The sequence below is a fragment of the Cyanobium gracile UHCC 0139 genome, assembly GCF_034931325.1.
GTDB classification, from domain to species: Bacteria; Cyanobacteriota; Cyanobacteriia; order PCC-6307; family Cyanobiaceae; genus Cyanobium; species Cyanobium gracile_B.
This window is the reverse complement of the sequence record NZ_JAYGHX010000002.1, coordinates 199,120-224,045: the sequence shown is the minus strand read 5'-3', so window position 1 is coordinate 224,045 and position 24,926 is coordinate 199,120. Positions and strand designations below refer to the sequence as shown.

Below are 24,926 nucleotides of genomic sequence, written 5' to 3'. Positions count from 1 at the left end.
GGGTGCCCGGCGGGCGGGCTGGGGGGGCCCTTCTCAGCCGAACCTAGCTGCAGCAGGATGGGCGCCAGCCACGGACGGTTCATTGCGGGCCCTTGCCACCTGGAGCGGAGCGATCGCCGGCCTTCTCCTGATCCTTGTCGGCGGTCTGGTACCGGCGGCCTTTCCGGTCCATGAGGCGGCGGGCTGGGCCGTGCGACCCCTCGGCATCACCCTCCAGGTGCCGGCCCTGCTGCTGACGGCCCTGGTCTGCGGCCCCCGCAGTGCCACCCTTGCGGCCGTGGCCTATCTCAGTGTCGGTCTTTTCCAGCTGCCGGTGTTCCACGAAGGGGGCGGCGTCGGCTACCTGCTCGATCCGGGCTTCGGCTACCTGGCGGGCTTCCTGCCGTCCGCCTGGATCACCGGCAAGCTGGCGCGACAGCCAGGCATGGACGATCCCCTGACCCTCGCCGGCGCCGCCGCCATCGGCCTGGTGGTGCTGCATCTCTGCGGCCTCGCCAACCTGCTCCTGGGCAGTCTGGCCGGTCGTTGGGGCGGAGACACCCTGACGCTGGTGGTGGGCTACAGCCTGGCCCTGCTGCCCCAGCTGCTGCTCTGCTGCGCCGCCGGTGTCCTGGCCTGGCTGCTGCGCCGCCTGCTGCTGGTGCCCTCGTGACGACCCGATCCCTGCGCCAACGACTGGTCCCCCTGCTGCTGGCGGCCCTCGCTGTCGGGCTGGATCAGCTCAGCAAGCGCTGGGCCGTCGAGCACCTGGCCAGCGGCAGCGTCCAGCCGCTGCTGTCCGGCCTGCTGCAGCTGCAGCGCGTCAGCAACACCGGGGCGGCCTTCAGTCTCTTCGCCGGGGCGCCGAACCAGCTGGGCCTGGTGAGCGCCCTGGTGAGCCTCGGCCTGGTGTTCTGGATCCTGTGGCGTCCTCCCGCCGGCCTCTGGAACGTGCTGGCCCTGGGACTGCTGCTCGGGGGCGCCGTCGGCAACGGCATCGACCGCTGGCGCCACGGGGCCGTGGTGGACTTCCTGGAGTTCGTCCCGATCCATTTCCCGATCTTCAACCTCGCTGACGTCGCCATCAACCTGGCCGTGGCGTGCTTCCTCATCGACCTGCTGCGACCCCATGCCGACCGCCATCCTTGAAGGGCTGGAGCAGCGGCTGCGGCCCCGCACCCCGGGCCCCCGGCTCACGGTGCTGCGGCCCGGCCTGCCGGAACTGGAGCAGCCCCTGCACGGCAGCCTCTACCGGATCGGCCGCGCCGCCGACAACGCCATCGTCATCGACCACACGGCGGTCAGCCGTCACCATGCCCTGCTGGAGAACCACGACGGGCACTGGCTGCTGAGCGACGCCGGCTCCACCAACGGGCTGTGGTGGCACGGCCGGCGGGTGCGGGAACTGGTGCTGCGCCCGGGAGACCGGGTGCGCTTCGGACCCGCCGATCAGGCGGATCTGCCCACGCTTCTGTTCGAGAGTGACGGCAGCACCCGCCTCGACCGGCTGGGGCACTGGGGGGCCCGGGTGGCGGCGGCCGTGGCCGGCGGCGGCAGCCTGCTGCTGGCCCTGTCCCTGCTGCAGGTGCCCACCCGCGGCAGCCTGGCGACGGTGCGGGGACCCCTGCTCCTCTACGACCGCAACGATCGACCGGTGGCCTCCGTGGCCGATCGCAAGCGCCGGGAGCTTCCCGAGCTCGGGGCCTATCCGCCGGTGCTGATCGATGCCCTGCTGGCCAGCGAGGACAACCGCTTCTGGTGGCATCCGGGCGTGGACCCGATCGGTACCGCCCGGGCCCTGGTCACCAACCTGCTGGGGGGCCGGGTGCTGGAAGGCGGCAGCACCCTCACCCAGCAGATCGCCCGCAGCCTCTACCCGGAGCAGGTGGGGCAGGGGGAGACCCTGGGACGCAAGTGGCGGGAGCTGCTGGTGGCCCTGCAGCTGGAGGCCCGCTTCAGCAAGGAGGAGCTGCTGCTCAGCTACCTGAACCGGGTCTATCTCGGAGCCGTCTGGGGGTTCGAGGACGCCTCCCGGCGCTTCTTCAACCGTCCGGCTTCGGCGCTGAAGCTCGAGGAGGCCGCCCTGCTGGTGGGCCTGCTCCCTTCCCCGAACGGCTACGACCCCTGCGTCGATCCCGCGGCGGCCCTCGCCTCCCGCAACCAGGTGCTCGACAAGATGGCCGCCACCAACCGCATCTCCGCCGACCAGGCCCGACGGGCCCGGCGCCAGCCGATCCGGCTGGCCACGGAGGCCTGCCGCTCCGCCCAGCAGCGCGGGGCGCCCTTTTACACCGACCAGGTGCGCCGCGACCTGGAGAACCAGGTGGGCAAAGGGGTGGCCGCCGAGGGCAACTTCCTGATCGACACCCACCTCGATCCGCTGCTGCAGGAGCGGGTCGAGCTGCTGCTGCGCCAGCGCATCGACGCCAGCCGCTCCCTGGGGGTGAGCCAGGGGGCGGTGGTGGTGCTCGACAGCCGCAGCGGCGGGATCCGCGCCATCGCCGGCGGCCGGGACTACCTGCAGAGCCAGTTCAACCGGGCCTCGATGGCCCTGCGCCAGCCCGGCAGCACCTTCAAGCTGGTGCCCTACGTGGTCGCCCTGGAGCGGGGCGCCCGGCCCGGGGACCGGGTCGCCTGCGGGCCGCTGGACTGGGGCGGCCAGCACTTCAGCAGCGGCTGCGGCGGCAGCCTCAGCCTGCGCCAGGCCATGGCGATCAGCAGCAACACCGCCGCCCTGCGGCTGGCCCGCAAGGACGGCCTCGACGCCGTCGTGAGCAAGGGCCGGGACCTGGGCTTCACCAGCCCCCTGGCCCCGGTGCCGGGCCTGGCCCTGGGCCAGAGCGAGGTCACCCTGCTGGAGCTCACGGCGGCCTACGCCACCGTCGCCGCCGATGGGCTCTGGCGGGCCCCGACCACGATCCGGCGGCTCACCGATGCCGAGGCCTGCGCCGCCTCCCAGGCGGGGGCAGTACCGGCGGGGGCCGATTGCCGGGCCACCGCCGGCAGCGCCAGGGCCGTCGCCAGCCCGGGGCGACGGGTGATGAGCCCCGCCACCGCCAAGGCGATGCGGACCCTGCTGGAGGCGGTGGTCAGCGGCGGCACCGGCAGCGCCGCCTACGTGGGCGCCGGCAGCTGGGGCAAGACCGGCACCACCAACGAGGGCCGGGACCTGCTGTTCGTGGGCTATGCCCCCAAACGCCAGTGGGTGATCGGCATCTGGCTGGGCAACGATGACAACAGCCCCAGCGCCGCCAGCAGCGCCCTGGCGGCCTCCCTGTTCGGCGAGATCGTGCGGTCCGCACCGCCGGGCCCGTGAAGCTGCCGCCGCGGCTCTGGATCTGGGTCTTTCTGGGGGTGCTGGTGCTGGTGGTGCTGGGCATGGTGCTGCAGGCAATCCAGCAGCTGCAGTGGACCCTGAGCACCTGGCTGCCCTACTGGATGGTGGGGCCGTTGATGCTGATCCTGCTGGCGGCCCTGGTGGTGGCCCTGGCCCAGGTGGGCTGGCCCTGGCTGCGCCGCCTGCGGCAGGGCGCAGCGAAGGGGCCCGGCAAGGCCGCCCCGGCGGCAGTCCCCTCCAGCCGCCGGGAGGCGGCCCAGCGGAACCTGGGTGCCATCGACCGCACCCTGGCTCAGGTGCGCGACGCGGTCGAGCGGGAGGCCCTGCGCCAGGAACGGCAGCGGATGGAGGCGGAGCTGGAGCGGGGCGACCTGGTGATCGTCGTGTTCGGCACCGGCTCGACCGGCAAGACCTCCCTGATCCGCGCCCTGCTGCAGGAACTGGTGGGGGAGGTGGGGGCGCCGATGGGCTCGACCACCGCCGCCAGCCGCTACCGGCTGCGGCTGCGGGATCTGAGTCGGGCCGTGATCCTCGAGGACACCCCTGGCATTCTCGAAGCAGGCCGCCAGGGGCGGGAGCGGGAGCGCCTGGCCCGGGAGCTGGCCGCCCGGGCCGACCTGCTGCTGCTGGTGCTGGACGGGGACCTGCGGGCCAGTGAGCTGGAGGTGTTCGAGGCCCTGGCGGGGCTGGGTAAGCGGCTGCTGGTGGTGCTCAACAAATGCGACCTGCGCGGCGAGGAGGAGGAGCGGCGCCTGCTGGGGCTGCTGCGGCAGCGCTGCGCCGCCCGCCTCGGTCCCGAGGATGTGATCCCCGCCAGCGCCGCCCCCCAGAGCGTGCCCATGCCCGGCGGCCGGCCGCTGCAGCCGGAGCCGGAGGTGGAGGCCCTGCTGCGCCGCATCGCCGCTGTCCTCCATGCCGACGGCGAGGAACTGATCGCCGACAACCTGCTGCTGCAGTGCCGGCGCCTCAGCCAGGCCAGCCAGGATCTGCTCGACCGCCAGCGCCGCAGCGATGCCGGCACGATCGTCGACCGGTACATGTGGATCGGCGCCGGGGTGGTGATGGTGACGCCGCTGCCGGGGATCGACCTGCTGGCCACCGCCGCGGTCAACGCCCAGATGGTGGTGGAGATCGGCCGTGTCTACGGCGTCAGCCTCAGCCGCGAGAGCGCCCAGGATCTGGCCCTGTCGGTGGGCCGCACCCTGGCGGGCCTCGGCCTGGTCAAGGGGGGAGTCGGTCTGATCACCTCGGCCCTGAGTCTCAACCTTCCCGCGCTGGTGGTCAGCCGGGCGGTGCAGGCGGTCAGCGCCGCCTGGCTCACACGGGTGGCGGGCCGCAGCTTCATCACCTACTTCCGCCAGAACCAGGACTGGGGGGATGGCGGGCTGCAGGAGGTGCTGCAGCGCGAATACGACCTCAACCAGCGGGAGGGGATGCTGCGTCGCTTCCTGGAGACGGCCCTGAGCCGGGTGGTGGAACCGCTGCAGCAGCGGCAGGCGCGGCGGCTGCCGCCACGCCCAGGGCCTCGGGGGGCGGGGGCTGCAGAGGACCGCGGGAATCCAGGACGGTGATCAGCACCAGATAGGCCACCCCGATCAGGATCGAAAGGGCGCCGGTCAGGATCGCCACCCAGCGGCCGCGGCGGTCAGTGGCGGGGAGCGGCGGCCGCACCGGATCCGGCTTCGGTTCAGCCATCGGAAGCCTCCGCCAGGCTCCGCTGGACCACCAGGGCCAGCCGCTCCAGGTGCTCGCTGCCGGTGTGGGGGTTGCCGAGTACCGCCTTGAGATGGTGGAACCCCCGGTAGACGGGCCGCGAGAGCATCAGCTGCTCGCCCAGCAGGGCCGCCCGGGTGGCCGCACTCCAGCGTTCGGCAACGGACGCGTCGCAGCCCTCCGGCCGGAAGGCGAGCAGGTGCAGGGGCCCGCTGCAGAGGCTCAGGCCGCCGACGGCCCGCAGCCGCCGCTCCAGCTCGCTGCGGCGCCGAACCGCCGCCTCAACCAGGGCGGCCATGCCATCAAGCCCCAGCTGGCGCAGCCCCAGCCAGAGCTTGAGGATCTCCCCCGGCCGGGTGCCCTGCAGGCCCGCCTCCCCCTGGTGGCCGCCGCCCCAGCTGGGCTCCATGTAGGGCAGACCGGTGCCGAAGGCCCGCTGCAGGTGGCGGGGGTCGGCCAGCAGCAGCAGGGAGGAGGTCTTGGTGATGCCGAGCAGCTTCTGGGGGTTGACCGTGATCGAATCGGCCAGCCCCAGGCCGCCCAGCAGGGGCCGGAGTCGCTCGCTGAAGGCGAAGATCGCCCCGATCGCCCCATCGACGTGCAGCCAGTGGCCGTAGCGCCGGCAGAGGGCGGCGATGGGCTCCAGGGGATCGAGGGCGCCCCGCACGGTCGTACCGGACGTGGCCACCACAGCGATCACGGGGATGCCGGCCCGGTCGAGCCGGGCCAAGCGCTCCTCGAGCGCCAGGGGCTCCAGGCCGCCGGCAGCGTTCACCGGCAGCCGCACGAGAGCCTCGGCCGGCAGGCCCATCACGGCAACGGCCTTGATCAGCGAGACGTGGGCTTCCTCGCTGCAGAGCACGACAGCATCGCCTCGGGTCGCCAGCCCGCGATGGTGGCGAGCGGTGACCAGGGCCATGAGATTGCTGAGGCTGCCGCCGCTGGCGGCCACACCGCCGGCGCCCTCAGGCAGGCCGAAACGTCCCGCCATCCAGGCGCACAGGGCCCGCTCCAGGCGGCTCAGGCTGGGGGAGAGCTCTTCGGCCAGCAGGTTGTTGTTCAGTCCGGCGCAGATCAGGTCAGCCACGATCGAGGCCGACAGGGGCGGCGGGTCGAGGTGGGCCAGGGCCCCGGGATGGTTGGGGTTGTAGGCCCCCTCCATCACCAGCTGCAGATCGGCCAGCAGCCGGTCGCTGGCCAGGCCTTCGGCCTCCGGCTCCACCACCGGCAGCACGCTCAGTCCGGGAAGGGGGGTTCCGTGGCCGGCCTGGCCAAGCCAGCGGCACAGCAGGGTCGACGCCTGCTGCAGGAAAGCCTCGAGCGCGGGGTCCACCTGGAACGGATCCACAAAGGAGCCGCACTCCCTGGGGGGCGGCGCTGGCCGCTGGGCGGGGGGGACACTGGCCAACGGCGACGGTGGGGGCTTCGGCATTCTGCCGTTTGCCCCGCCGGAGGCATGGCTAGAAGAGGTCCATGTTGAATGATGCCGCCAGCCTGCTGTGGATGGACCGGCTCCTGCGCCTGGCCGACGCGGCCGGGGCCGGGGGGGAGATCCCGGTGGCGGCGGCCCTGCTGGATGAGGCCGGCCGCTGTGTGGGCTGGGGCAGCAACCGGCGCCACCGGCGGGCGGACCCCCTGGGACACGCCGAGTTGCTGGCCCTGCGCCGGGCGGCGGCAACCCGGGGCGACTGGCGCTTCAATGGCTGCACCCTGCTGGTGACCCTCGAGCCCTGTCCGATGTGTGCCGGCGCCCTGATCCAGGCGCGGGTGGGCACGGTGATCTACGGGGCGGCCGATCCCAAGCGGGGCGGCCTCGGCGGCAGCCTGGATCTGTCGCGGCACCCCAGCGCCCACCACCACATGGTGGTGCGGGGGGGCGTGCTGGGGGAGCGGGCCGGGGCACAGCTGGAAGACTGGTTCCGGCAGCGGCGCCAAGCCCGGCAGGCGCTACGGGCTGCGGGGCAGGGCCCGGCCTGACTCAGGCGACCCCGGCCGCAACCGCCGCCGGCGACGGCCGGAAGGCGGGCAGCTCGCTCTCGACGATGGCGAGCAGGCGGTCGACGTTCTCTGGGGTGCTGTTGTAACCCATCAGGCCGATGCGCCACACCTTGCCGGCCAGATCGCCGAGCCCGCCACCCACCTCGATGCCGAAGCGGTCGAGCAGGTGGCGGCTGAAGGCCTTGCCGTCGACCCCCTCGGGGATCCGGACGGTGGTGAGGGTGGCCAGCCGCAGGGGCTCGCTGACGTGCAACTCGAGGCCCAGCCGCTCCAGGCCGGCCCAGAGGCGCTCAGCATTGCCGCGGTGGCGGGCCCAGGCGGCCTCCAGCCCCTCTTCGGCCAGAAGCCGCAGGGCTTCCCGCATGCCGAAATTCATGTTCACCGGGGCGGTGTGGTGGTACACCCGGTCGCTGCCCCAGTACTTGTTGAGCAGGGAGACATCGAGGTACCAGTTGGGCACCTTGCCGGAGCGGGCGGCCAGCTTGGCCTCGGCCCGGGGCCCCATCGTGAAAGGGCCCAGTCCGGGGGGGCAGCTGAGGCCCTTCTGGCTGCAGCTGTAGGCCAGATCCACCTTCCAGGCGTCGATGTGCAGCGGCACCGCCCCCAGGGAGGTGACCGTATCCAGCAGCAGCAGGCAGTCGTGCTGGCGGCAGAGGTCACCGATGCCCTCCATCGGCTGGCAGACGCCGGTGGAGGTCTCGGCGTGCACCATCGCCAGGATGGCGGGCTTGTGGGCGATCAGGGCCGCCTCGATCTCGGCCAGGTCGAAGGCCTCTCCCCAGGGCCGCTCGATCGTGACCACCTCGGCCCGGTAGCGACCGGCCATGTCGACCAGGCGCTGGCCGAAGTAGCCCATCACCGCCACCAGCACCTTGTCGCCCGGTTCGATGGTGTTGGCCAGGGTCGCCTCCATGGCGGCGCTGCCGGTGCCGCTCATCGGGATGGTGAGCCGGTTGTCGGTCTGCCAGGCGTAGCGGAGCAGTTCCTGCACCTCACCCATCAAATCGATGTAGAGGGGATCCAGGTGGCCGATCGGCATCCTGGCCAGAGCCTGCAGCACCGTGGGGTGGGCGTTGGAGGGACCTGGACCCAGCAGCAGGCGCTCGGGGGTGGCGATGGGGTCCAGGGCAAGCCGGTGGGCGCTGTTGACGGAGGGAGGCACTGGGAGAGGAGGCAAGACCTGGTGAGGCGGCAGAAGTGGACTGAGATTAGGGAACGGTCGCCTCAGCGGGCCCGGACGTTGCTGGAGGAGAGGCCGCGGCAGAGGTGCTCGAAGGGGGCCCGCACGAGGGCGGTGTCGGCCATGCCGGCATCGGCCAGCATCTCGGCGATCACCTCACCGAGGAGGGCGATGCTGCGAACGGTGGGGCCGGTGGGCACCCCCAGGCTCTTGTAGGTGTCGTCGAGACCGTTGAGCACACGCTCGTCGAGGATGGTGAAGTCGTCGGCCACCAGGGCGTAGCTGGCATAGCGCAGGAAATAATCCATGTCGCGCAGACAGGCCGCCAGACGCCGGGTGGTGTAGGCGTTGCCGCCGGGGAGCAGCAGTTCAGGGTCCTCCAGCCAGAGGCGCTGGGCCGCCTCCCGCACGATGGTGGCGGCTTCCCGGTTGATCAGCTCGACGGCGGCCAGCCGCACCTCTGCCTGAGCGAAATAGGAATCGATCCGATCGATCGCCGAGCGATCGAAGTAGCGGCCCAGCTGGTCGTAGCGACCGATCAGACCGGTGATGGCATCTCGCATGGACGAAACGGATCGACGCACCTGAAGCGGAAGGTAGCACTCGCAATCCGCCAGATTCCTGTCCTGCGGCTGGTTCTGGGGAATCTGACAGAAACGGTTACGCGGCCACCGGCCGATCGGGGGGGCACCATCGTGGCGGCAGCCTTCCCATCCGCCTCCCGCCATGGTCACCTCCGCCCAGGACGTCCTGCGCCGCCTCGGAGACGACGGCATCGAGCGCATCGACCTCAAGGTGACGGACCTGGAGGGGCGCTGGCTGTCGATCGGCCTGGAGGCGCATCGCTTCGGGGAGGGGGCCTTCCAGCACGGCGTGACCCTCGACGGCCGGGTGTTCCACCCCGACCCGGCCACCGCCTGGATCGACCCCTTCCTCTCCCCCCGGAGCCTCAGCCTGATCGCCGCGGTCGAGGGGCCGCCCGACGGCGATCGGCCGCGGCGCCACTGCCCGCGCAGCCTGGCGGCCCGTGCCCTCACCCTGCTGGCGGGCAGCGGACTGGCCGATGCCGCCCGCTTCGGCATCGAAGCCGGCTTCTTCCTGTTCCAGGAGCTCGCCTCCGACGCCGACGACCTCGGCTGCGGTTGTCGGGTCGCCCTCGGCAGCGCCATCCCGGAGGCGATCCACAGCGAGCTGGGGCTGACCCTGGCGGCCCTGGGGATCCGCGCCCGCCTGCCGCTCCAGCCTGCGGCAGGTCCCCTGCAGCACCTCACGCTGGCGAGCGACGATCCGCTGCGGGCCGCCGACGCCCTGATGGTGAGCCGCTACGTGGTGCGGAACGTGGCCCGCCGCCACGGCTGGAGCGCCACCTTCCTGCCCCGGCCCAGCCTCGACGCCACCTGCGCGGGCCTGGTGGTGCACCAGAGCCTGTGGAGGACCGGCCATCCCCTGTTCGCTGGGGAAGGGACCTACGGCGAGCTGTCCCAGACCGCCCGCTGGTACCTGGGGGGGCTGCTGCGCCACGGCCCGTCGCTGGCCGCCTTCACCAACCCGGGCACCAACAGCTACCGGCGGCTGGGAAGCGGGCCCCAGGCGCCGACTCGGCTGGCCTATGCCCGCCACGACTCCGCCACCGTGGTCGCCATTCCCGAGCCCGACGGGGACCCCGGCCGCCGCCGACTGGTGCTGCGCCAGGCCGACGGGCTGGCCAATCCCTACCTGGCCTTCAGCGCCATGCTCCTGGCTGGCCTCGACGGGGTGCGGTACCAGATCGATCCCGGTCCCCCCGCCGATCGGGAGCACGCCGCGGGGGTGGCCACTCCCGGCCCTGCTGATCGGCAGGGCGCCGAGCCTGCCGCCCTGCCCACCGACCTCGGCGCCGCCCTGACGGCCCTGGCCGACGACCAGGACTACCTGCTGGCCGGTGATGTCTTCGGCCGGGGGCTGCTCGAGGACTGGATCGCCCTGAAGCGCCGGGAGCTGCAGGCACTGGAGCAGCGGCCCCATCCGCTCGAGTTCGTCGGCGAAGCCAACGCCTGAGTCAGGGCCGCAGCAGCCAGGCCAGCAGCAGCCCCAGCCCCCCCCAGCGCAGGGCCGTCCAGAAGCGATCACCGTGGCGCCCCCGTGGCAGAAGCGCCTCCGGGAGCGGGTCCAGCAGCCGCTGGGCCAGCTCCAACCGCTGGCGGCGGCGGCGCAGGCTGACACCGCTGGTGGCCACCGCTCCGGAGCGCCCGGCCAGGCTCAGCACCGCCGCCAGGTGGTGGAGCACTCCCGGGGACGGGGGACGGCGTGGGCGCTGGGGACGTCTCATGGGGGCGCGATCGACAGGGCGTGGCCTGGAGCGACAGGATGGATCCACTTCGGTTCGATCGTCCAGTGGAAGCCCCCGCCGCTCCAGCCGGATCGCCCGCAACGGCCACCGCCGCCGTCCCGGCGAACCGCTCCTGGCCCGCCGACGCCCTGCCCCTGGCCGAGCGCCTGCACCGCCAGCTCAGCATCGGCGATCGGGAGTGGCACGCCCTGAAGCGTCAGCGGCCCCGGCGGGCCGCCGAACAGGTGGCGGCGGCGCTGGTGCAGCTGCTCGCCGCCGACGATCCCGGCGCCACCGCGTCCACCGACGGCCGTCTGCGCGCCATCGCCCTGCTGGAGAACGCCCAGGCCTGGCTCAAGGCCGAGATCAGCGATCCGGGCTGTCCGGCGCACGGGCGCTGACCGCCGCCCGGCGGGCCGCCAGCTGCAGGCGGTTGCCGCGACCACTCCAGCGCACGTCGTCGAAACAGTGGTGGATGAGGAACAGTCCCCGGCCGGAGGGAGCATCCTCCTGGCAGGGCAGGCAGGCGTGGCGGGCATGGACGGGAAGTCCGGGGCCTTCGTCCTGCACCTGCCAGACCACCCAGCGCGGCGTGACAATCCGCCGGATCCTCAGGCACTTGCCCGGATCGCAGCCGTTGCCGTGGCGCACCGCATTGACCAGGGCCTCCTGGAGTCCGAGCTGCAGCTCCGCCTGGCGCAGGGCGCAGCCGATGGGTTCGAGAAGCAACTCCACCAGCGGGGCCAGCTGCAGGGTGGAGGGGGTGATGTAGTCGGCCCAGCGGAGCTGCATGAAGCAGGAATTCCCATTCGCCTCACCGGAACCTAACGCGGGCGCCCCGCCGCTGCCTCCTCCAGACGCGCCTGGATGGCGGGATGTTGCAGAAGGGCATCCATCAGGCGCACGCCCCGGAGCTGGTTGATCAGGGGCATGTGGCCTTCGGGGGCGTCGATCGACCACCGGAAGGCGCCGGGGTAGCGGGTCCAGGTGCCGTCGGTCTTCCAGCCCAGCCGGGGCCAGAGTCGCTCCCACTGCCCTTGGCAGGCCAGCAGCAGCCGGGCCTGGGCCGAGAAGCCGAAGCGCCCCTGGGAGTAGCAGGTCCAGAGGCGGTCGAGGCTGGTGAGATCGGTGACGGGCATGGTCGCCACCTCGCTGTAATAGACGTAGCCGCGGCGCACGGCCCCCGCGCCGGCCAGCTGCCTCAGGTGCTCGCTGGTGAGTCGGTCGGCCTCCTCGAACGCCTGCCGCATCAGGTGCAGTTGCAGCGGCGCGTAGTCGAGCCCGGCGACGCTGGTGACGGCGAGCCAGCCCTGCGGATGGCGGGCCTGCAGGGCCTCCTGGCGGGCCGTGTCTCCGGAGGCCAGCACCAGCTGGATCAGGTGGCCGGCGGCCCAGTCGTCTCCGGTGGCGTCGAGGTGGTCGAGACGGTCCGGGATCAGATCCAGCAGGGCCGTGCCGGCCTGGCCGAGGGTGGCCAGCAGGCTGCGACGCTGACGGACCGAGCCCGTGAGGAAACGCTCCAGCAGCTGATCGGCATCGACGGTGCTGGAAACCGGAGGACCGGAGAGCATGGGGGAGACGAGCGGCCGGAAAGGCAGCAGGGTGGGTCCCACTATGTCAGGAGCAATGGGCACTGGCCTGGGGTCCGGGGTCCGGCCATGAAGCCCCGCAAAGGGCCAGGACGGGCTCTGCCTAAAGTCACCTTTTGAGCGAGTGCCATGGCCGCCGCCATTCAGTTCTTCCGCGGAGTGGACGAGACGGTCGTGCCCGACATCCGCCTGACCCGCTCCCGGGATGGCCGCACCGGCCAGGCCACCTTCGTGTTCGAGGAGCCCGAAGCCCTCGCCCCCCAGTCGGTGGGGGACATCACCGGCATGTTCATGCTCGATGAGGAAGGGGAGATGGTGACCCGGGAGGTGAAGGCCCGCTTCGTCAACGGCAAGGCCAGCGCCCTGGAAGCCACCTACACCTGGAAGAGCACCGCCGACTTCGAGCGCTTCATGCGCTTCGCCCAGCGTTACGCCGAGGGCCATGGCCTGGGCTTTGCCGGCCAGGGCGATGAGTCGGCCGAGGAGGCTCAGGAGGAGGTTTGAAATTCGGCCAGTGGCTGGGCCTGATCGCCCTACTGGCGGCGCTCGTTCTGCTGTGGAGCCTGCGTGACGCCCTGATCCTGCTGTTCGCCGCCGTGGTGCTCGCCATGGCCCTCTGCACCCTGGTGGGCGCCATCCGGGAGCGGATCGGCGTCGCCCGGCCCATCGCCCTGCTGCTGGCCCTGCTGCTGGTCAGCCTGGTGGTGCTGGTGGTCGCCACGGTGGTGATCCCACCCTTCATCGCCGAGTTCCGCGAACTGTTGCTGCAGGTGCCGCGCGCCTGGGCCGAGCTGCTGAAGCTGCTGCGCCAGGCCCTCGAGGGGGCCTCCCAGATGGTCTACGGCCGCCGGGACGGCAGCCTGGACTGGCTGAAATCGACCCTGTCGATTCCCGCCACCCTCCCCCCCGACCTGCTGGGCCGGCTCGGCGGCGGCGCGATCGGCCTGGTGGGGGTGGCCGGCAACCTCGGCGCCGGTCTGCTCCAGACCCTGTTCGTGGTGGCCGTCTCCCTGATGGTGGCCTCCCAGCCCACCGGCTACCGGGAGGCCCTGCTGCTGCTGGCCCCCTCCTTCTACCGGCGCCGGCTGCGGCAGGTGCTGGTGGCCTGCGGCACCGCCCTGAGCAGCTGGATGGTGGGGGTGCTGATCAGCTCGGTCTGTGTGGGCCTGCTGGCGGCCATCGGCCTGTCCCTGCTGGGGGTGAAGCTGGTGGCGGCTAACGCCCTGCTGGCGGGGCTGCTCAACATCATCCCCAACGTGGGACCCACCCTGAGCACGGTCTTTCCGATGTCGGTGGCCCTGCTGGATGCCCCCTGGAAGGCGCTGGCCGTGCTGGTGACCTACGTGATCATTCAGAACCTGGAGAGCTACGTCATCACCCCCTCGGTGATGCACCACCAGCTGCAGCTGCTGCCCGGCCTGACCCTCACCGCCCAGCTGCTGTTCACCCTGCTGTTCGGTCCCCTCGGCCTGCTGCTGGCCCTGCCCCTGGCGGTGTGCCTCCAGGTGCTGCTGCGGGATGTGCTGATCCATGACATCCTCGATCCCTGGAAGCGGGAACGGCGGCAGACATGAAGGCTCGCACCCTGCTCGGGGCCCTGGCCCTGGTGGCGCTGTTCCTGCTGCTCTGGGAACTGCGCTGGGTGCTGCTGATCCTCTTCGGCGCCGTGGTGCTGGCGGTGGCCCTCGATGTGCCCACCAGCCTGCTGCGGCGGCTGACCCCGCTGAACCGGGGGGCGGCCCTGTCGCTGGTGCTGCTGGTCCTGCTGGTGATTGGCTGGGCGCTCGCCAATCTGCTGCTGCCGGAACTGATCGACCAGGTGCGCCAGTTCAGCCAGCTGGTGCCCGAACTGATCCAGCGGCTCGGCAAGGTGGTGCCCAGCACCCCCCTACTGCGGGACCTGGAGCGGCAGCTGGCCGAAGGAACCCTGTGGGACCGGCTGCAGCCCCTGGGCGGCCAGCTGCTGGGGGTGGCCGGGGGCGCGGCCAACAGCACCATCCAGCTGCTGCTGATGCTGCTGCTGGCGATCCTGATGGCACTCGATCCGGCCAGCCACCAGCGGCTGCTGATCGCCGCCACGCCGCGGTTCTACCGCCCCCGCATGCAGCAGCTCCTGGGGGAATGCCGCGAGGCCCTCGGAGGCTGGCTGGCGGGCATGACCATCTCGGGCACGGTGGTGTTCGTCACCACCTGGGCGGGCCTGGCCCTGCTGCAGGTGCCGCTGGCCCTGCTCAGCGGCCTGGTCTGCGGCCTGCTCACCTTCGTGCCCACCATCGGTCCCACCGCCGCCACCCTGCTGCCGCTGGCGGTCGCCCTGCTGATCTCGCCGGCCAAGGTGCTCCAGGTGCTGGTGCTGCGGCTGCTGCTCCAGAACGGCGAAGCCTTCCTGCTCACCCCGCTGCTGCTCAGCCGCACCGTCAACCTGCTGCCGACGGTGGCGCTGATGGCCCAGCTGAGCCTGGGGGCCCTGCTGGGGCTGCCGGGTCTGCTGCTGGCCCTGCCGCTGGTGGTGGTGCTGCAGGTGGCCTGCGAGGAAGTGCTCGTCCGGGACGTGATGGACCGCTGGGATCGGGCCTGATCATCGGGATCCACCCTTGGGGGCCTGATCGCCTCAGCAGCGGACCCGGCGGTAGTGGTGCCAGAGGGAGGGCTGGGCCACCAGCACCGTGACGGCCAGGAGGTGGGAGCGGACAGCGGCGGTGAGGGAGGTGAGGGTGAGGTGGTCCCAGAGCAGGATCAGCTCCACCCGCAGATCGATCAGGGCCAGCACCAGGAGCACCAGCGGCAGCAGGGGCCAGCCGCGACGGGACGCCTCGGGACGGTATGGGCCGCTCATCGCTTCGAGAACACCGGCAGCAGGGTGGGGGCCAGGCCGATGCTCGACCAGCTGCCGACGGCGATGCCCACCGTGAGCGCCACGGCGAACCAGAACAGGGTGCTGCCGCCGAAGAAGATCAGGGCCACCAGGGGCAACAGGGTGGTGAAGGAGGTGTAGAGGGAGCGGGTGAGCGTGGCATCCACGGCCACATCCACCTGATCAGCCAAGGGGAGCTCACCGAGGGTGCGGCGCTGCTCCCGGATCCGGTCGTAGACCACCACCGTGTCGTTGACCGAGTAGCCGGCGATCGTGATCAGGGAAACGGCGAACAGGGAATCGACCTCGATGCCTTGGAGGAGGCCCAGCCAGGCGAAGAGCCCACAGGTGATCAGCACGTCGTGGGCCAGGCACAGCAGGGCCAGCACAGCAAAGATGCCGCTGTAGCGGAAAGAGATGAACACGGAGATTCCCACGAAGCTGACCAGCAGGGAAATCAGGCTGCCCCGCAGGAGCCGCGAGCCGAGGGTTGGTCCGATCGTGTTCACCGAGGTGCCGGTCGAGCGCAGCGGGCCGTACCGGGTGGCCAGGTCATCGACCAGCGCCGTGCTCTGCTCGGCCTCGAGAGCGGGCAGGCGCAGCAGCAGGGAGCGGCCGCCGTCGAGCACCTGAACCGAAGCGCTGCCCAGGCTGGGGGGGCGCTCCCCTTCCGGGGCGGGCAGGGTGAGGTTGGCCAGTCCCTGGCGCACCTGCTCGGGGGTGACAGGCCTGCAGGGGGCGCAGTCCCGCTCCACCTGCACCTGGGTGCCGCCGGTGAAATCAAGGCCGGGCCGCAGGGGGGCGCCGATGGCCGGGTTCAGCCAGCAGAGAGCCAGCCCCAGCAGGCTGAGGCCGCAGGCTAGCCCCGAGCCCAGCCAGGCCAGCCGCCGGTGGCGGTTGATGCGGAAGCGAGGGGAGGGGACGGAGGTCATGGCGGTCATTCAGGCCGCCCCTGCCGGGGCCGCACCGGAGCGGACGGGAGGCAGCTGGCGGGCGGGAAGGAAGTAGGTGGGGCGCCGCAGGGCGGGGTAGCTCATCAGCAGCCGCAGCAGGGTGCGGGTGCAGGTGAGGGCGGTGAACAGGCTGAGCAGCAGGCCGATCGCCAGGGTGACGGCGAAGCCCTTGACCAGACCGGTCCCCAGGAAGAACAGGGCGGCACAGCTGATCAGGCCGGTGACGTGGCCGTCGACGATCGAGGAGAAGGCCAAGGAGAAGCCTGTGTCGATGGAGCGGATCAGGGTGTTGCCGGCCCGGAGCTCCTCCTTGATCCGCTCGAAGATCAGAACGTTGGCATCGACGGCGATGCCCACCGAGAGAATGAAGCCAGCGATCCCGGGAAGGGTGAGGGTGACCGGCAACAGGGCGTAGATGGCCAGGTTGAACAGGGCATAGAGGCTGAGGGCGACCACCGCCACCATCCCGGGCAGTCGGTAGACGACCACCATGAAGACGGCCACCAGGGCCAGGCCCGAGAGGCCCGCCACCAGGCTGGAACGGATGTTCTCAGCCCCCAGGGACGGGCCGACGGTGCGCACCTCGACGATCTTCACCGGCAGCGGCAAGGAGCCCCCCCGCAGCTGGACCTCCAGGTCGCGGGCCTCCTCGGCGCTGAAGTTGCCGGTGATCGACGCGGAGCCGCCGGTGATGCCGGCCACCTTGAACTGCTCACCGACGCTGGCCTCGCTGATCGAGCGGCCATCGAGAACAATGCCGAGCACCCGGTTGGTGCCGGCGATCGATTGCGTGAGGGCGGCGAACTTCTCGCCCCCTTCACGATTGAAGCCCAGGGTCACCTCCCAGCCGGTTCCGGTGGCCTGCTGCTGGCGGCCGGCGCTGGTGAGGTCCTTGCCGGTGATCAGCGGGGGCCCGTAGAGGGCAAGGATGCGGCGGTTGGTCTCCCGGAGGAGCAGCTCCAGCTGGTCGACCTCGCTGCTGCCGGCGGGAACCTGGATCCCGAGGGAGGTGAGCGCCTTGGCCAGATCCTCCGACGAAAGGGAGGCCGGCGCCGGCGGAGCCGTTGCGGTGGGGTCGTCGCTGGCGGAGGGGGGCCGCTTGGACCGCAGCACCGACTCTGCCTGGCGCTTGAGGCCCAGGAGGCCGCGCATCTCCTCCTCGGTGCCGGGCTTCTGGGCCCGGAACTCGAGCAGGGCCGTGCTGCCGAGCACCCGGGCCGCCTGGCTGGGATCCTGCTCGCCCGGAAGCTGCAGCACCAGCTGGTCGCTGCCCACGGCCTGGAGGGTGGACTCGGCCACGCCCAGGCCGTTGATGCGGCGCTCGAGCACGTCCTTGACGGCCTCCAGCTGCTCGGCATCGACCCGGGTGATGGCGCCGGCTGGCATCACCTGGAGGGTGAGCTGGCTGCCGCCGCGGAGATCGAGGCCGAGCTGCAGGCCGTAGTTGGCCAGCAGGGCCCCGGAGGCGATGGTGAGGGCGAGGATGAGGGCGAACCAGCCCTGTTGGCGTCCCATCTCAGCGTCGACCCGCCTTCAGATCGTGCGCCGCGGCGACGATCTGGTGGGGCTGGATGATCGTGAGGTTCTCCAGATTGCCGTTGTAGGGGGTGGGGATGTCCTGGGAGGAGAGGCGCACCGGCCGGGCATCGAGGTCGTCGAAGCAGTGCTCGGTGATCAGGGCGATCAGTTCGGCACCGATGCCGCCGGTCTTCATGCACTCCTCCACCACCACCACCTTGTGGGTCTTGCGGATCGAGCGGGCGATGGTCTCCATGTCGAAGGGTTTGAGGCTGATCAGGTCGATCAGCTCGACATCGACCCCTTCCGCCTCCAGCTGCTCCACCGCCTTGAGGCAGTGGTGGCGCATGCGCGAATAGGTGAGCATCGTGACGTCCTTGCCTTCACGGACGACCTCGGCCTGGTCGAGAGCACAGATGTAATCGCCCTCGGGGATCTCCTCGCTGAGGTTGTAGAGAAGAACGTGCTCGAAGAAGAGCACCGGATTGTTGTCGCGGATGGCGGCCTTCATCAGGCCCTTGGCATTGGTGGGGGTGCTCACCGCCACGATCTTGATGCCCGGCACGGCATGGAAGTAGGCCTCGAGGCGCTGGCTGTGCTCGGCACCGAGCTGGCGGCCGACACCGCCGGGTCCGCGCACCACCGCCGGGATCGTGTAGTTGCCGCCGCTGGTGTAACGCAGCATCCCCATGTTGTTGGAGATCTGGTTGAAGGCCAGCAGCAGAAAGCCCATGTTCATGCCTTCCACGATCGGCCGCAGGCCGGTCATGGCGGCGCCGACGGCCATGCCGGTGAAGCTGTTCTCGGCGATGGGGGTGTCCAGCACCCGCAGTTCGCCGTACTTCTCGAACAAGTCCTTGGTGACCTTGTAGGAGCCGCCGTAATGGCCCACGTCCTCTCCCATGACACAGACATGGGGGTCGCGGGCCATCTCCTCGTCGATGGCTTCGCGCAGGGCGTTGAACAGAAGAGTTTCAGCCACGGAGCAGGGGCCTGTGCGCGGCCAACCTATCTCAGCCGCCGGCGGCGAAGGTGCTGAGCAGCAGGACCGACAGGAGCATGCCCGGCAGCAGCAGGACCACCAGCAGACCCAGATCGTGGGGTGTCATCGGGGAAAGGGGCAGGTCGGCCGAAGCTTAGGAAGGGGATTCCGCCTTGGCCGGCCAAAGGCTGCGGATGAACACCAGGAACAGCCCCAGGCCGATGAAGGCAAAGGTGAAGGTGGCCAGGAAGCACATGCCCACCATCAGGGTCTTCATGGCGGTGGCGATGCTCTGGGCGAAGGCCGAGTCGAAGTGGGGCGGATGGGTCACGTACCAGCCCACCACCCGCTGGCTCACCCCCAGGCTCAGCCAGGCCAGCAGACCGCTGGTGAGGGCTCCGGAGAGGAAACTGAGGGGTCCCTTGCGCGGCGGCGGGGCGGGGCGTTCGTCGGTCATGGCGCGGATCCATCCGTCACCAGGCTGACACCGGATCCGCCGCAGCGGCAGCACCAGGCGACGAAGCCCAGCGCTGCCAGCGGCTCCGCCAGGGCGGCCCGGGCCGCCTCAGCCGTGGCCAGGTCCGGGTGGAGCGCGAAGAGACTCGGCCCGGACCCGCTCATCGCGACGGCCAGGACCCCCGGACCGCGGCGCAGCAGGTCGAGGCCGGCGCGGATGCTCTCCACCTCCGGCTCCACCACCGCCTGCAGGTCGTTGCGCAGGTGGGGCAGCGGCCCCTGGCCGGCCAGGGCCGCCACCAGGGGGCCCCGGCGCAGGGCCTGGCGCCGCTGCTCGAAGTCCTCCTCGGCGTCGAGATAGAAATCACCGCGCAGGTCCCGGCAGCGGCCGTAGGCCCAGGGGGTGGAGACGCTGGCCTCCGGATGCTTGATCAGCAACACCGCCTGGCCAGGCGCCCCGGCGGCCGTCACGGGCTCGAGCCGCTCACCGCGGCCGAAGCAGAGCTGGGTGCCGCCCTCCAGGCAAAACGGCATGTCGGATCCCAGCGCGGCCGCCAGCCCGTGCAGCCGCGCCGTGCCCAGGGACAGGCCCCAGAGGGCATCGAGACCCACCAGGGCGGCGGCCCCATCGCTCGAGCCCCCCGCCAGGCCGGCGCCGATGGGAATGCGCTTGTGCAGCGTGATGTCCACACCCAGTTCCGGCAGGCCCACCCGGGAGCGCAGCAGCTCCGCTGCCCTGACGATCAGGTTGGTGCCATCGCTGGGCAGCTCCGGACTGTCGCTGCGCAGCCGGATCGTGGCGTCGGCGGTGGAGCGCAGCACCAGGGTGTCGGCCAGGTCGATGCTCTGCATCACCATCGCCAGCTCGTGGTAGCCGTCCGGCCGCAGACCCAGCACCTCCAGGTGCAGGTTGATCTTGGCGGGGGCCCGCACCGTCACATCAGCCATCGGGATCACGCTCCGCCGGGATCGGCGCTCGATGCCCGATTCAAGCCGGTGGCGAGCGCCAGCCAGCGGTCGGGGCCAAGCTCCTGGGGCCGCTGCTGCAGATCGACGCCGGCGGCGGCGGCCACCTCCAGCAGGTCCGGCGCCGGCAGCAGGCCCGCCAGGGTGGTGCGCAGCATCTTGCGCCGGCCGGCGAAGCAGCGCGTCAGCAGCCGCTCCACCGCCAGGGCCTGGGCCAGCGGCGGCAGGGACTCCGGCGGGACGGGCTCGATCACGATCACCTCCGAGGTGACCTTCGGCGGCGGAGAGAAGCAGCGGGGCGGCACCGGGCAGACGCTGCTGCAGCGGGCCAGCAGCTGCAGGCGCACGCTGAGGGCCGAAAAGGCGCTGGAGCCCGGTCGGGCCCGGATCCGCTGGCCCACCTCCTGCTGCACCAGCAGCACCAGCTTCTCGAAGCGGCAGGGGGCCGGCCGGCCCAGGCGCCCCACCAGCAGCTCCAGCAGTGGTCCGGTGATGTTGTAGGGGATGTTGGCGACCACCTTGGTCGGAGCGGGACGGTCGGGGAAGGGCAGCGCCAGCTCCAGCACATCCCCCTCGATCAGGGTGAAGCGCCCGTCGACCCCGAACCGCTGCCGCAGCCCCGCCACCAGGTCCCGGTCCAGTTCCACCGCCAGCAGCGAGGCCGCCGGCGACGCCAGCAGCCGTTCGGTCAGGGCGCCCCGGCCCGGGCCGACTTCCAGCACGTGGTCGTCGCCCCGCAGGTCGGCGGCCACCACGATGCGATCGAGGATCCGGGGATCGGTGAGCCAGTGCTGCCCGAAGCGCTTGCGGGCCCGGTGGCCGCTGAAGGTCATGGAGGCGCCGGCAGGTCTCCCCAGATTGCAGCGCCGCCAGGCCTGGCTAAAGGTGGAGCAGCGTTTCCCCTTCCCCGCCATGGCCCGTGGTTTCCGACTGAGCGACGGCAGGCTGGGCGGCACCCTGTTGGCGGGGCCCTTGCTCAGCGCCAGCCTTCTGGCCGGTGTGCTGGCCGGTGCGCTGGCCGCCGTCGTGGCCCTGCCGGCGGGTCCCGCCCGGGCCGGAAGTGTCACCGCCGAATCGATCTTCGACCGCCAGGCGACCCGCCAGCAAGCCAGGAGCCAGGTGCCCAAGGGCGCCACGGTCACCCGCACCGTCTGCGAGGACCTGGAGGTGGGCCTGGACAACACCCGCTACCGCTGCACCGTGTACTACACGATGACGCCGAGCCCGGCGGCCACACCAGCCACGACCGCCCCAGCCCCCGGCCAGCCCTGAGCCGCCTTCCCTGTGCAGTAGTGCTGCATCGGAGGATCGATCAGTCGCCCAGCCGGATCCAGCGCACCGGCGCCCGGGAGGGCGGCAGCGGCACCAGGGCCGCCACCTGCTCCACCGGCGTCCGCTCCCAGCGCGGATGGGCCGCCAACCAGCAGTCCCAGGCCCGCGCCAGCCGTTGGCGCTTCCGCCGGCGCAGGGCTGCCGTTCCTCCGCCGTCCATGCCATCGCGGCGGCGCCCTTTCACCTCCACCAGCAGCAGGCGTCCCGGCTTCTGCACGATGAGGTCGAGTTCGCCCCAGCGGCAGCGCCAGTTGCGCTCCAGCAGCTCCCAGCCGCGCAGCCGCAGCAGCCGCAGCACCCGCTGCTCGGCCCAGGCTCCCTGGCGCTGGGCGGGGCTGCGGGGCCTCGCGGGGCCAGGGGGCTTGACAGGGCTGGCTGCCACAGGCGCTGATCGTCTTCTCCAGTGTTCCCCGCGGCCGCCACAGCCGCGGGCGGCCGCGGGCCGGCGGCCCCGGAACTCAGTAATAACGGCGCGGGTTCTGACTGATGGCCAGCTGCACCTCCAGCAGAAACAGGAGCAGACCCACAATCATGGCCCCCATGGCTCCGACGAACAGGGGCACCACGATGGCGGTGACATCGAGGGCCGCCACAGCGCTGATGAACAGCACCGCCACCACGGCGGCCACCAGCAGGGCGGTGATGGTGACCGCCAGGATCGCCCGGTTGATCAGGAAGGTGCGGCGCCGCTGGACCGCCAGCACCTGCTCCAGCCGCTCCGCCTCGATGCGGTCGCCCTCCCCCTTCCCGAGGCTGGTGGCCAGGGCCTCCTGAATGACGCGGGTGCGATCGATGATCCGGGCCAGCCGGGAGGTGAACAGGCTCAGCAACCCCGTCACGCCCGTGAACAGAAACACCGGGGCCACCGACAGTTGGATCGCGCGTGAGAGGCCCGCGACGGCCGGGCCACTCCCCCCATCGAGGGACAGCTGCAGGAGAACGCTCCACGCCATCCGGGAGATCCCCTCAGGCCTCCGGCGTGATCTGGCTCTGGAGCAGGGCCTCCAGCTCCCGTTCGGAGAGCGGGGCCGAGAGCTGATAGCCCTGGCCGTGGCGACAGCCGAGGGTGAGCAGCATCTGGCGCTGCCGGGAGCGCTCCACTCCCTCCACCACCACCATGATCCCGGTGGCGTCACTGAGCCGGATCACTGCGCTGAGCATGGCCTGCTGCAGCTGGTCGTAATCGATCGCGGAGATGAGGCTCCGGTCGATCTTCACCTCGCTGAAGGGCAGCTCGGTGAGCCGCTGCAGGCCGGAATAGCCGGTGCCGAAATCATCCATGGCCAGCGCAAACCCCTGCCGCCTCAGATCACGCAGCTGGTCGGCGACATGGGTGGACATCTCCAGAATGCTGCCTTCGGTGAGCTCCAGGACGATGCGGTCGGGGGTCAGCTGGTGGCGTTCCAGGGCCATCAGCAGGTCGCTGCTCCAGGTCGGATCCTGCACCTGCAGCGGCGAGACGTTCACGCAGATCCTGCCGAGCTGCAGCCCGGCCAGGTCCCAGCGGTGCAGGGCCTCGAACGCCCGCTCCATCACCCAGCGCCCCAGGGAGGAGATCTGGGCCGTGGCTTCGGCCACGTCGATGAAGTCGGCGGGGGACTGGCGGCCCAGCACCGGATCATCCCAGCGGCAGAGCACCTCGGCGGCGATCACCCGGCCGGATTCCAGCTCGATGATCGGCTGGAAGGCCAGCTCCAGCTGCTCCTGCTCGATCGCCAGGGCCAGCGGTCGGGCCAGCAACTCCTGCAGCTGGACCGACCGCTCCACCGGCGCCGCGATGCAGCAGCTGGGGAAGGGCTGGCGGTGGGTTTCCTCCAGCGCCCGGGTGGCGGCATCCAGCAGCAGCGGGAACTCGCTGCCGTCGTCGGGAGCGCGGCTGATGCCCACGTTCAGCGACGGCTCGATCACGTGCTCCAGCACCGTGGTGGGGCTCTCCAGGCTGGCCAGCAGCCCGCCGGCCATGTCGCGCACCGCGTCGATGCCCATCGCTCCCGGCACCAGGGCCAACAGGCGGTCACCCCCTTGCGGGAGAAGAATCCGCCGGCCGGCAGGGCCGCCTCCAGGCGGTGGGCGATCTCCTCGATCAGGGCCTCGCAGGCGGCGATGCCCAGTCGGCCGCGCACCAGATCGAGCTGCAGCACCTGCAGATGCATCAGCACGGCACCGTCCGCATAGCGGTCCGTGACCAGGCCATCCAGATCCGCCAGGTTCACCCGCTGGTCGAGCAGCTCCAGCAGGCACCAGACAGCCCCCGGTCCGGCAGTTGCGGGCAGGCGGGTGAGCGACAGGGGAATCACCGCTTCGGTCTGCGGCACACCGACCAGATCACTGCGCAGCGTCGCCACGGTCCCGTCCAGGAGCGGCGCCACGTCGGCGGCAGACAGCTCCTGCAGGGACCGCTGGCGCAGCGTCGCCAGCTCCAGCCCCGAACGCCGGCAGAAGGCCCCGTTCGCCGCCAGGATCACCCCCTGTGCATCGGCCAGGGCCGCCGGCCGCTCGATCCTCTGCAGCAGGCCCTCGATCGCTCCGGCCCCTGGCTCCCCTGCCTCGGCGACGTGGTTCACCATCGCTGTCCCGTGGTGTGGAGCCTGCGGCCGGCCCCTGATCGCCGGTAGCCCCTGGGCTGAAAGTCCCTGGTCATTAATGGATGCGGAGATCGAACGGGCCGCGGATGTGGTCCTCTATCACGCTAGTCGCCCTCTCCCCATCGGCAGCCCTCCCCGTTCCATGGAGCGGCGTGGTGCCCTTCCCTAGGCTGGCGTTCTCCGCTTCATCGTCGATGACGCGTCCGCTCTCCCTGCCGCGGCTCCCGACCCTTCTCCTGGCCCTGCTGCTGGCCCTGCTTCTGGATGGACTGCTGCTGCTGGCCCGCCCCGTGCCGGTGGCGGCGGCGATGGACTATGCCAAACAGGTGCTGATCGGAGCCGATTTCCATGGCGCCGACCTGCGCGGCGTCACCTTCAACCTCACCAACCTGCGCGACGCCGATCTCTCGGGGGCGGACCTGCGCGGCGCCAGCCTGTTCGGCGCCAAGCTCCAGGACGCCGACCTCAGCGGCAGCGACCTGCGGGACGCCACCCTGGATTCGGCCGTGTTCGAGGGCACCGACCTGCGCAACGCCCGCCTTGACGACGCCTTCGCCTTCAACACCAAGTTCCGTGGGGTGCTCATCGACGGCGCCGACTTCACCAACGTGCCCCTGCGCGGTGATGCCCTCACCAGCCTGTGTGCCGCCGCCAGCGGCACCAATCCCGTCAGTGGCCGCCTCACCCGCGACACACTGAACTGCAGCTGAGCCCGCCCCGATGAGCTTCGATGCCCGCAGCCGCGAGCGGCTGGAGGCCCTCGGCCGCCAGCTGCCCCGCCCGCTGCCTGCCCCGCCGCCTCCCACCCCGGCCGCCGGCGCTCCGGCCCCCGGGTCATCGGCGCTCGAGCGTCGCCATCCGGTGGAAACCGAGCAGGACCCCCAGAAGCTGTTCCGCGCCCTGATGAACGTCAGCGCCGACGGCAGCGTGCCCCCCCATCTGCTGGAGCGCCTGCGGCAGCTGGAGACACCTCCCGCCGCCGGCAGCCCCCGCCCGGGCCCGGCCGGCGACCCGAGCGGTGACCCGAACAGCGCTGGCGCCTCCTCCGGAGCCACCACCCGGCGTCGCACCCCTCCCCCCCGGACCGGGGCCAACCGACGCCCCCCGGCCGACGACACCGAACGGGAGCTCTACACCGCCTTCCAGCAGCTGCTGCTCGAGGACGGAGACTGACCA

30 protein-coding genes are annotated in these 24,926 nt (G+C 71.5%); 13 read left to right on the top strand and 17 right to left on the bottom strand.

Annotated features, from left to right (window positions below; translation table 11 throughout):
* Positions 1–82 precede the first annotated feature (82 nt).
* Genes VB738_RS04430 through VB738_RS04415 form a run of 4 tightly spaced genes read left to right on the top strand, consistent with a single transcriptional unit; the run spans position 83 to position 4,887 of the window.
* A complete protein-coding gene (locus tag VB738_RS04430; RefSeq protein ID WP_323304604.1) occupies positions 83–652 on the top strand; it encodes a biotin transporter BioY in 570 nt (189 codons plus the stop codon).
* Positions 649–1,128: a signal peptidase II gene (gene lspA, locus VB738_RS04425; RefSeq protein WP_323304603.1), complete on the top strand. Its 480-nt coding sequence runs from the start codon at positions 649–651 to the stop codon at positions 1,126–1,128. Before VB738_RS04430 ends, lspA begins: the two co-directional genes overlap by 4 nt.
* Positions 1,109–3,295 (top strand): transglycosylase domain-containing protein, encoded by a 2,187-nt coding sequence (locus tag VB738_RS04420; RefSeq protein WP_323304602.1) that lies wholly within the window; start codon positions 1,109–1,111, stop codon positions 3,293–3,295. Before lspA ends, VB738_RS04420 begins: the two co-directional genes overlap by 20 nt.
* Positions 3,292–4,887 carry a GTP-binding protein gene (locus VB738_RS04415; RefSeq protein ID WP_323304601.1) on the top strand — a complete coding sequence of 532 codons (1,596 nt, stop codon included), beginning with the start codon at positions 3,292–3,294 and terminating at the stop codon, positions 4,885–4,887. Before VB738_RS04420 ends, VB738_RS04415 begins: the two co-directional genes overlap by 4 nt.
* Positions 4,888–5,003: 116 nt before the next feature.
* Here VB738_RS04415 and VB738_RS04410 read toward each other — a convergent pair whose 3' ends face one another.
* Positions 5,004–6,437 (bottom strand): pyridoxal phosphate-dependent decarboxylase family protein, encoded by a 1,434-nt coding sequence (locus VB738_RS04410; RefSeq protein ID WP_323304600.1) that lies wholly within the window; start codon positions 6,435–6,437, stop codon positions 5,004–5,006.
* A gap of 65 nt (positions 6,438–6,502) precedes the next feature.
* Here VB738_RS04410 and VB738_RS04405 point away from each other — a divergent pair, with 65 nt between their 5' ends.
* Positions 6,503–7,006: a nucleoside deaminase gene (locus tag VB738_RS04405; protein ID WP_323304599.1), complete on the top strand. Its 504-nt coding sequence runs from the start codon at positions 6,503–6,505 to the stop codon at positions 7,004–7,006.
* Position 7,007: 1 nt separating this feature from the next.
* Here the strand turns inward: VB738_RS04405 and VB738_RS04400 are convergent, their stop codons facing one another.
* Both VB738_RS04400 and VB738_RS04395 read right to left on the bottom strand, forming a co-directional pair.
* Entirely contained in the window at positions 7,008–8,204 is a 1,197-nt protein-coding gene (locus tag VB738_RS04400) for an alanine--glyoxylate aminotransferase family protein (RefSeq protein WP_323304598.1), read from the bottom strand.
* Positions 8,205–8,251: 47 nt separating this feature from the next.
* Positions 8,252–8,770, bottom strand: a complete 519-nt coding sequence (locus tag VB738_RS04395; RefSeq protein WP_323304597.1) for an allophycocyanin subunit beta — start codon at positions 8,768–8,770, stop codon at positions 8,252–8,254.
* A gap of 163 nt (positions 8,771–8,933) precedes the next feature.
* On the opposite strand from VB738_RS04395, the gene VB738_RS04390 reads away from it, so the two are divergent.
* Complete coding sequence (locus VB738_RS04390) at positions 8,934–10,244, top strand: glutamine synthetase family protein (RefSeq protein ID WP_323304596.1); 1,311 nt, start codon at positions 8,934–8,936, stop codon at positions 10,242–10,244.
* Position 10,245: 1 nt separating this feature from the next.
* On the opposite strand, the gene VB738_RS04385 is transcribed toward VB738_RS04390, so the two are convergent.
* Positions 10,246–10,515 carry a hypothetical protein gene (locus tag VB738_RS04385; protein WP_323304595.1) on the bottom strand — a complete coding sequence of 90 codons (270 nt, stop codon included), beginning with the start codon at positions 10,513–10,515 and terminating at the stop codon, positions 10,246–10,248.
* Positions 10,516–10,553: 38 nt separating this feature from the next.
* Between VB738_RS04385 and VB738_RS04380 the strand changes: the two genes are divergently transcribed.
* Positions 10,554–10,916 carry a DUF6439 family protein gene (locus VB738_RS04380; protein WP_323304594.1) on the top strand — a complete coding sequence of 121 codons (363 nt, stop codon included), beginning with the start codon at positions 10,554–10,556 and terminating at the stop codon, positions 10,914–10,916.
* On the opposite strand, the gene VB738_RS04375 is transcribed toward VB738_RS04380, so the two are convergent.
* Both VB738_RS04375 and VB738_RS04370 read right to left on the bottom strand, forming a co-directional pair.
* The gene (locus tag VB738_RS04375; RefSeq protein WP_323304593.1) at positions 10,882–11,307 is read right to left on the bottom strand and encodes an ATP-binding protein; all 426 of its coding nucleotides are present in this window, start codon (positions 11,305–11,307) and stop codon (positions 10,882–10,884) included. The two genes, VB738_RS04380 and VB738_RS04375, sit on opposite strands and share 35 nt — an antisense overlap.
* A 32-nt stretch (positions 11,308–11,339) precedes the next feature.
* The gene (locus VB738_RS04370) at positions 11,340–12,086 is read right to left on the bottom strand and encodes a GUN4 domain-containing protein (RefSeq protein ID WP_323304592.1); all 747 of its coding nucleotides are present in this window, start codon (positions 12,084–12,086) and stop codon (positions 11,340–11,342) included.
* 147 nt (positions 12,087–12,233) lie between these two features.
* On the opposite strand from VB738_RS04370, the gene psb28 reads away from it, so the two are divergent.
* From psb28 to VB738_RS04355, 3 genes are read left to right on the top strand one after another with little or no spacing between them, the layout of a single operon-like run.
* Positions 12,234–12,608, top strand: a complete 375-nt coding sequence (gene psb28 / locus VB738_RS04365; RefSeq protein WP_323304591.1) for a photosystem II reaction center protein Psb28 — start codon at positions 12,234–12,236, stop codon at positions 12,606–12,608.
* Complete coding sequence (locus VB738_RS04360; protein ID WP_323304590.1) at positions 12,605–13,678, top strand: AI-2E family transporter; 1,074 nt, start codon at positions 12,605–12,607, stop codon at positions 13,676–13,678. Before psb28 ends, VB738_RS04360 begins: the two co-directional genes overlap by 4 nt.
* Positions 13,675–14,682 (top strand): AI-2E family transporter, encoded by a 1,008-nt coding sequence (locus VB738_RS04355; protein ID WP_323304589.1) that lies wholly within the window; start codon positions 13,675–13,677, stop codon positions 14,680–14,682. The genes VB738_RS04360 and VB738_RS04355 overlap by 4 nt, the downstream gene beginning before the upstream one ends.
* A 33-nt stretch (positions 14,683–14,715) precedes the next feature.
* Here the strand turns inward: VB738_RS04355 and VB738_RS04350 are convergent, their stop codons facing one another.
* The 7 genes from VB738_RS04350 to rsmA all read right to left on the bottom strand — a co-directional run bounded on the left by VB738_RS04350 (position 14,716) and on the right by rsmA (position 20,666).
* Entirely contained in the window at positions 14,716–14,940 is a 225-nt protein-coding gene (locus VB738_RS04350; protein ID WP_323304588.1) for a hypothetical protein, read from the bottom strand.
* A complete protein-coding gene (secF, locus tag VB738_RS04345) occupies positions 14,937–15,890 on the bottom strand; it encodes a protein translocase subunit SecF (protein ID WP_323304587.1) in 954 nt (317 codons plus the stop codon). The genes VB738_RS04350 and secF overlap by 4 nt, the downstream gene beginning before the upstream one ends.
* Before the next feature lie 9 nt (positions 15,891–15,899).
* Positions 15,900–17,426 carry a protein translocase subunit SecD gene (gene secD / locus VB738_RS04340; protein ID WP_323304586.1) on the bottom strand — a complete coding sequence of 509 codons (1,527 nt, stop codon included), beginning with the start codon at positions 17,424–17,426 and terminating at the stop codon, positions 15,900–15,902.
* A 1-nt stretch (position 17,427) separates the two neighbouring features.
* Positions 17,428–18,411, bottom strand: coding sequence for a pyruvate dehydrogenase complex E1 component subunit beta (locus VB738_RS04335; RefSeq protein ID WP_323304585.1), 984 nt, complete (start codon positions 18,409–18,411; stop codon positions 17,428–17,430).
* 154 nt (positions 18,412–18,565) lie between these two features.
* Positions 18,566–18,868 (bottom strand): DUF3082 domain-containing protein, encoded by a 303-nt coding sequence (locus VB738_RS04330; RefSeq protein ID WP_323304584.1) that lies wholly within the window; start codon positions 18,866–18,868, stop codon positions 18,566–18,568.
* Entirely contained in the window at positions 18,865–19,815 is a 951-nt protein-coding gene (gene ispE / locus VB738_RS04325; RefSeq protein ID WP_323304583.1) for a 4-(cytidine 5'-diphospho)-2-C-methyl-D-erythritol kinase, read from the bottom strand. Before ispE ends, VB738_RS04330 begins: the two co-directional genes overlap by 4 nt.
* Before the next feature lie 5 nt (positions 19,816–19,820).
* Entirely contained in the window at positions 19,821–20,666 is an 846-nt protein-coding gene (gene rsmA, locus VB738_RS04320; protein ID WP_323304582.1) for a 16S rRNA (adenine(1518)-N(6)/adenine(1519)-N(6))-dimethyltransferase RsmA, read from the bottom strand.
* Here rsmA and VB738_RS04315 point away from each other — a divergent pair.
* Positions 20,665–21,105, top strand: a complete 441-nt coding sequence (locus VB738_RS04315; RefSeq protein WP_323304581.1) for a hypothetical protein — start codon at positions 20,665–20,667, stop codon at positions 21,103–21,105. The genes rsmA and VB738_RS04315 overlap by 2 nt on opposite strands.
* A gap of 40 nt (positions 21,106–21,145) precedes the next feature.
* Here the strand turns inward: VB738_RS04315 and VB738_RS04310 are convergent, their stop codons facing one another.
* The 4 genes from VB738_RS04310 to VB738_RS04295 all read right to left on the bottom strand — a co-directional run bounded on the left by VB738_RS04310 (position 21,146) and on the right by VB738_RS04295 (position 23,729).
* Positions 21,146–21,547: a YraN family protein gene (locus tag VB738_RS04310; RefSeq protein WP_323304580.1), complete on the bottom strand. Its 402-nt coding sequence runs from the start codon at positions 21,545–21,547 to the stop codon at positions 21,146–21,148.
* A 76-nt stretch (positions 21,548–21,623) separates the two neighbouring features.
* On the bottom strand, positions 21,624–22,118 hold the full coding sequence (locus VB738_RS04305) for a DUF2721 domain-containing protein (RefSeq protein WP_323304579.1): 495 nt from the start codon (positions 22,116–22,118) through the stop codon (positions 21,624–21,626).
* Between the two features lie 13 nt (positions 22,119–22,131).
* Positions 22,132–23,163 (bottom strand): GGDEF domain-containing phosphodiesterase, encoded by a 1,032-nt coding sequence (locus VB738_RS04300; protein ID WP_323304900.1) that lies wholly within the window; start codon positions 23,161–23,163, stop codon positions 22,132–22,134.
* On the bottom strand, positions 23,070–23,729 hold the full coding sequence (locus VB738_RS04295) for a hypothetical protein (RefSeq protein ID WP_323304578.1): 660 nt from the start codon (positions 23,727–23,729) through the stop codon (positions 23,070–23,072). Before VB738_RS04295 ends, VB738_RS04300 begins: the two co-directional genes overlap by 94 nt.
* 215 nt (positions 23,730–23,944) lie before the next feature.
* Here VB738_RS04295 and VB738_RS04290 point away from each other — a divergent pair, with 215 nt between their 5' ends.
* Both VB738_RS04290 and VB738_RS04285 read left to right on the top strand, forming a co-directional pair.
* Positions 23,945–24,460 (top strand): pentapeptide repeat-containing protein, encoded by a 516-nt coding sequence (locus VB738_RS04290; RefSeq protein WP_323304577.1) that lies wholly within the window; start codon positions 23,945–23,947, stop codon positions 24,458–24,460.
* Positions 24,461–24,470: 10 nt separating this feature from the next.
* On the top strand, positions 24,471–24,923 hold the full coding sequence (locus VB738_RS04285) for a hypothetical protein (RefSeq protein WP_323304576.1): 453 nt from the start codon (positions 24,471–24,473) through the stop codon (positions 24,921–24,923).
* Positions 24,924–24,926: the final 3 nt, after the last annotated feature.

Coding starts and splice junctions, on each gene's coding strand:
- VB738_RS04420 (WP_323304602.1), top strand. CDS start 1,109: ATGCCGACCGCCATCCTTGAAGGGCTGGAGCAGCGGCTGCGGCCCCGC.
- VB738_RS04405 (WP_323304599.1), top strand. CDS start 6,503: ATGTTGAATGATGCCGCCAGCCTGCTGTGGATGGACCGGCTCCTGCGC.
- VB738_RS04395 (WP_323304597.1), bottom strand. CDS start 8,770: ATGCGAGATGCCATCACCGGTCTGATCGGTCGCTACGACCAGCTGGGC.
- VB738_RS04390 (WP_323304596.1), top strand. CDS start 8,934: ATGGTCACCTCCGCCCAGGACGTCCTGCGCCGCCTCGGAGACGACGGC.
- VB738_RS04385 (WP_323304595.1), bottom strand. CDS start 10,515: ATGAGACGTCCCCAGCGCCCACGCCGTCCCCCGTCCCCGGGAGTGCTC.
- VB738_RS04380 (WP_323304594.1), top strand. CDS start 10,554: ATGGATCCACTTCGGTTCGATCGTCCAGTGGAAGCCCCCGCCGCTCCA.
- VB738_RS04375 (WP_323304593.1), bottom strand. CDS start 11,307: ATGCAGCTCCGCTGGGCCGACTACATCACCCCCTCCACCCTGCAGCTG.
- VB738_RS04370 (WP_323304592.1), bottom strand. CDS start 12,086: ATGCTCTCCGGTCCTCCGGTTTCCAGCACCGTCGATGCCGATCAGCTG.
- psb28 (WP_323304591.1), top strand. CDS start 12,234: ATGGCCGCCGCCATTCAGTTCTTCCGCGGAGTGGACGAGACGGTCGTG.
- VB738_RS04355 (WP_323304589.1), top strand. CDS start 13,675: ATGAAGGCTCGCACCCTGCTCGGGGCCCTGGCCCTGGTGGCGCTGTTC.
- VB738_RS04350 (WP_323304588.1), bottom strand. CDS start 14,940: ATGAGCGGCCCATACCGTCCCGAGGCGTCCCGTCGCGGCTGGCCCCTG.
- secF (WP_323304587.1), bottom strand. CDS start 15,890: ATGACCTCCGTCCCCTCCCCTCGCTTCCGCATCAACCGCCACCGGCGG.
- secD (WP_323304586.1), bottom strand. CDS start 17,426: ATGGGACGCCAACAGGGCTGGTTCGCCCTCATCCTCGCCCTCACCATC.
- VB738_RS04330 (WP_323304584.1), bottom strand. CDS start 18,868: ATGACCGACGAACGCCCCGCCCCGCCGCCGCGCAAGGGACCCCTCAGT.
- ispE (WP_323304583.1), bottom strand. CDS start 19,815: ATGGCTGATGTGACGGTGCGGGCCCCCGCCAAGATCAACCTGCACCTG.
- VB738_RS04315 (WP_323304581.1), top strand. CDS start 20,665: ATGGAGGCGCCGGCAGGTCTCCCCAGATTGCAGCGCCGCCAGGCCTGG.
- rsmA (WP_323304582.1), bottom strand. CDS start 20,666: ATGACCTTCAGCGGCCACCGGGCCCGCAAGCGCTTCGGGCAGCACTGG.
- VB738_RS04305 (WP_323304579.1), bottom strand. CDS start 22,118: ATGGCGTGGAGCGTTCTCCTGCAGCTGTCCCTCGATGGGGGGAGTGGC.
- VB738_RS04290 (WP_323304577.1), top strand. CDS start 23,945: ATGACGCGTCCGCTCTCCCTGCCGCGGCTCCCGACCCTTCTCCTGGCC.
- VB738_RS04285 (WP_323304576.1), top strand. CDS start 24,471: ATGAGCTTCGATGCCCGCAGCCGCGAGCGGCTGGAGGCCCTCGGCCGC.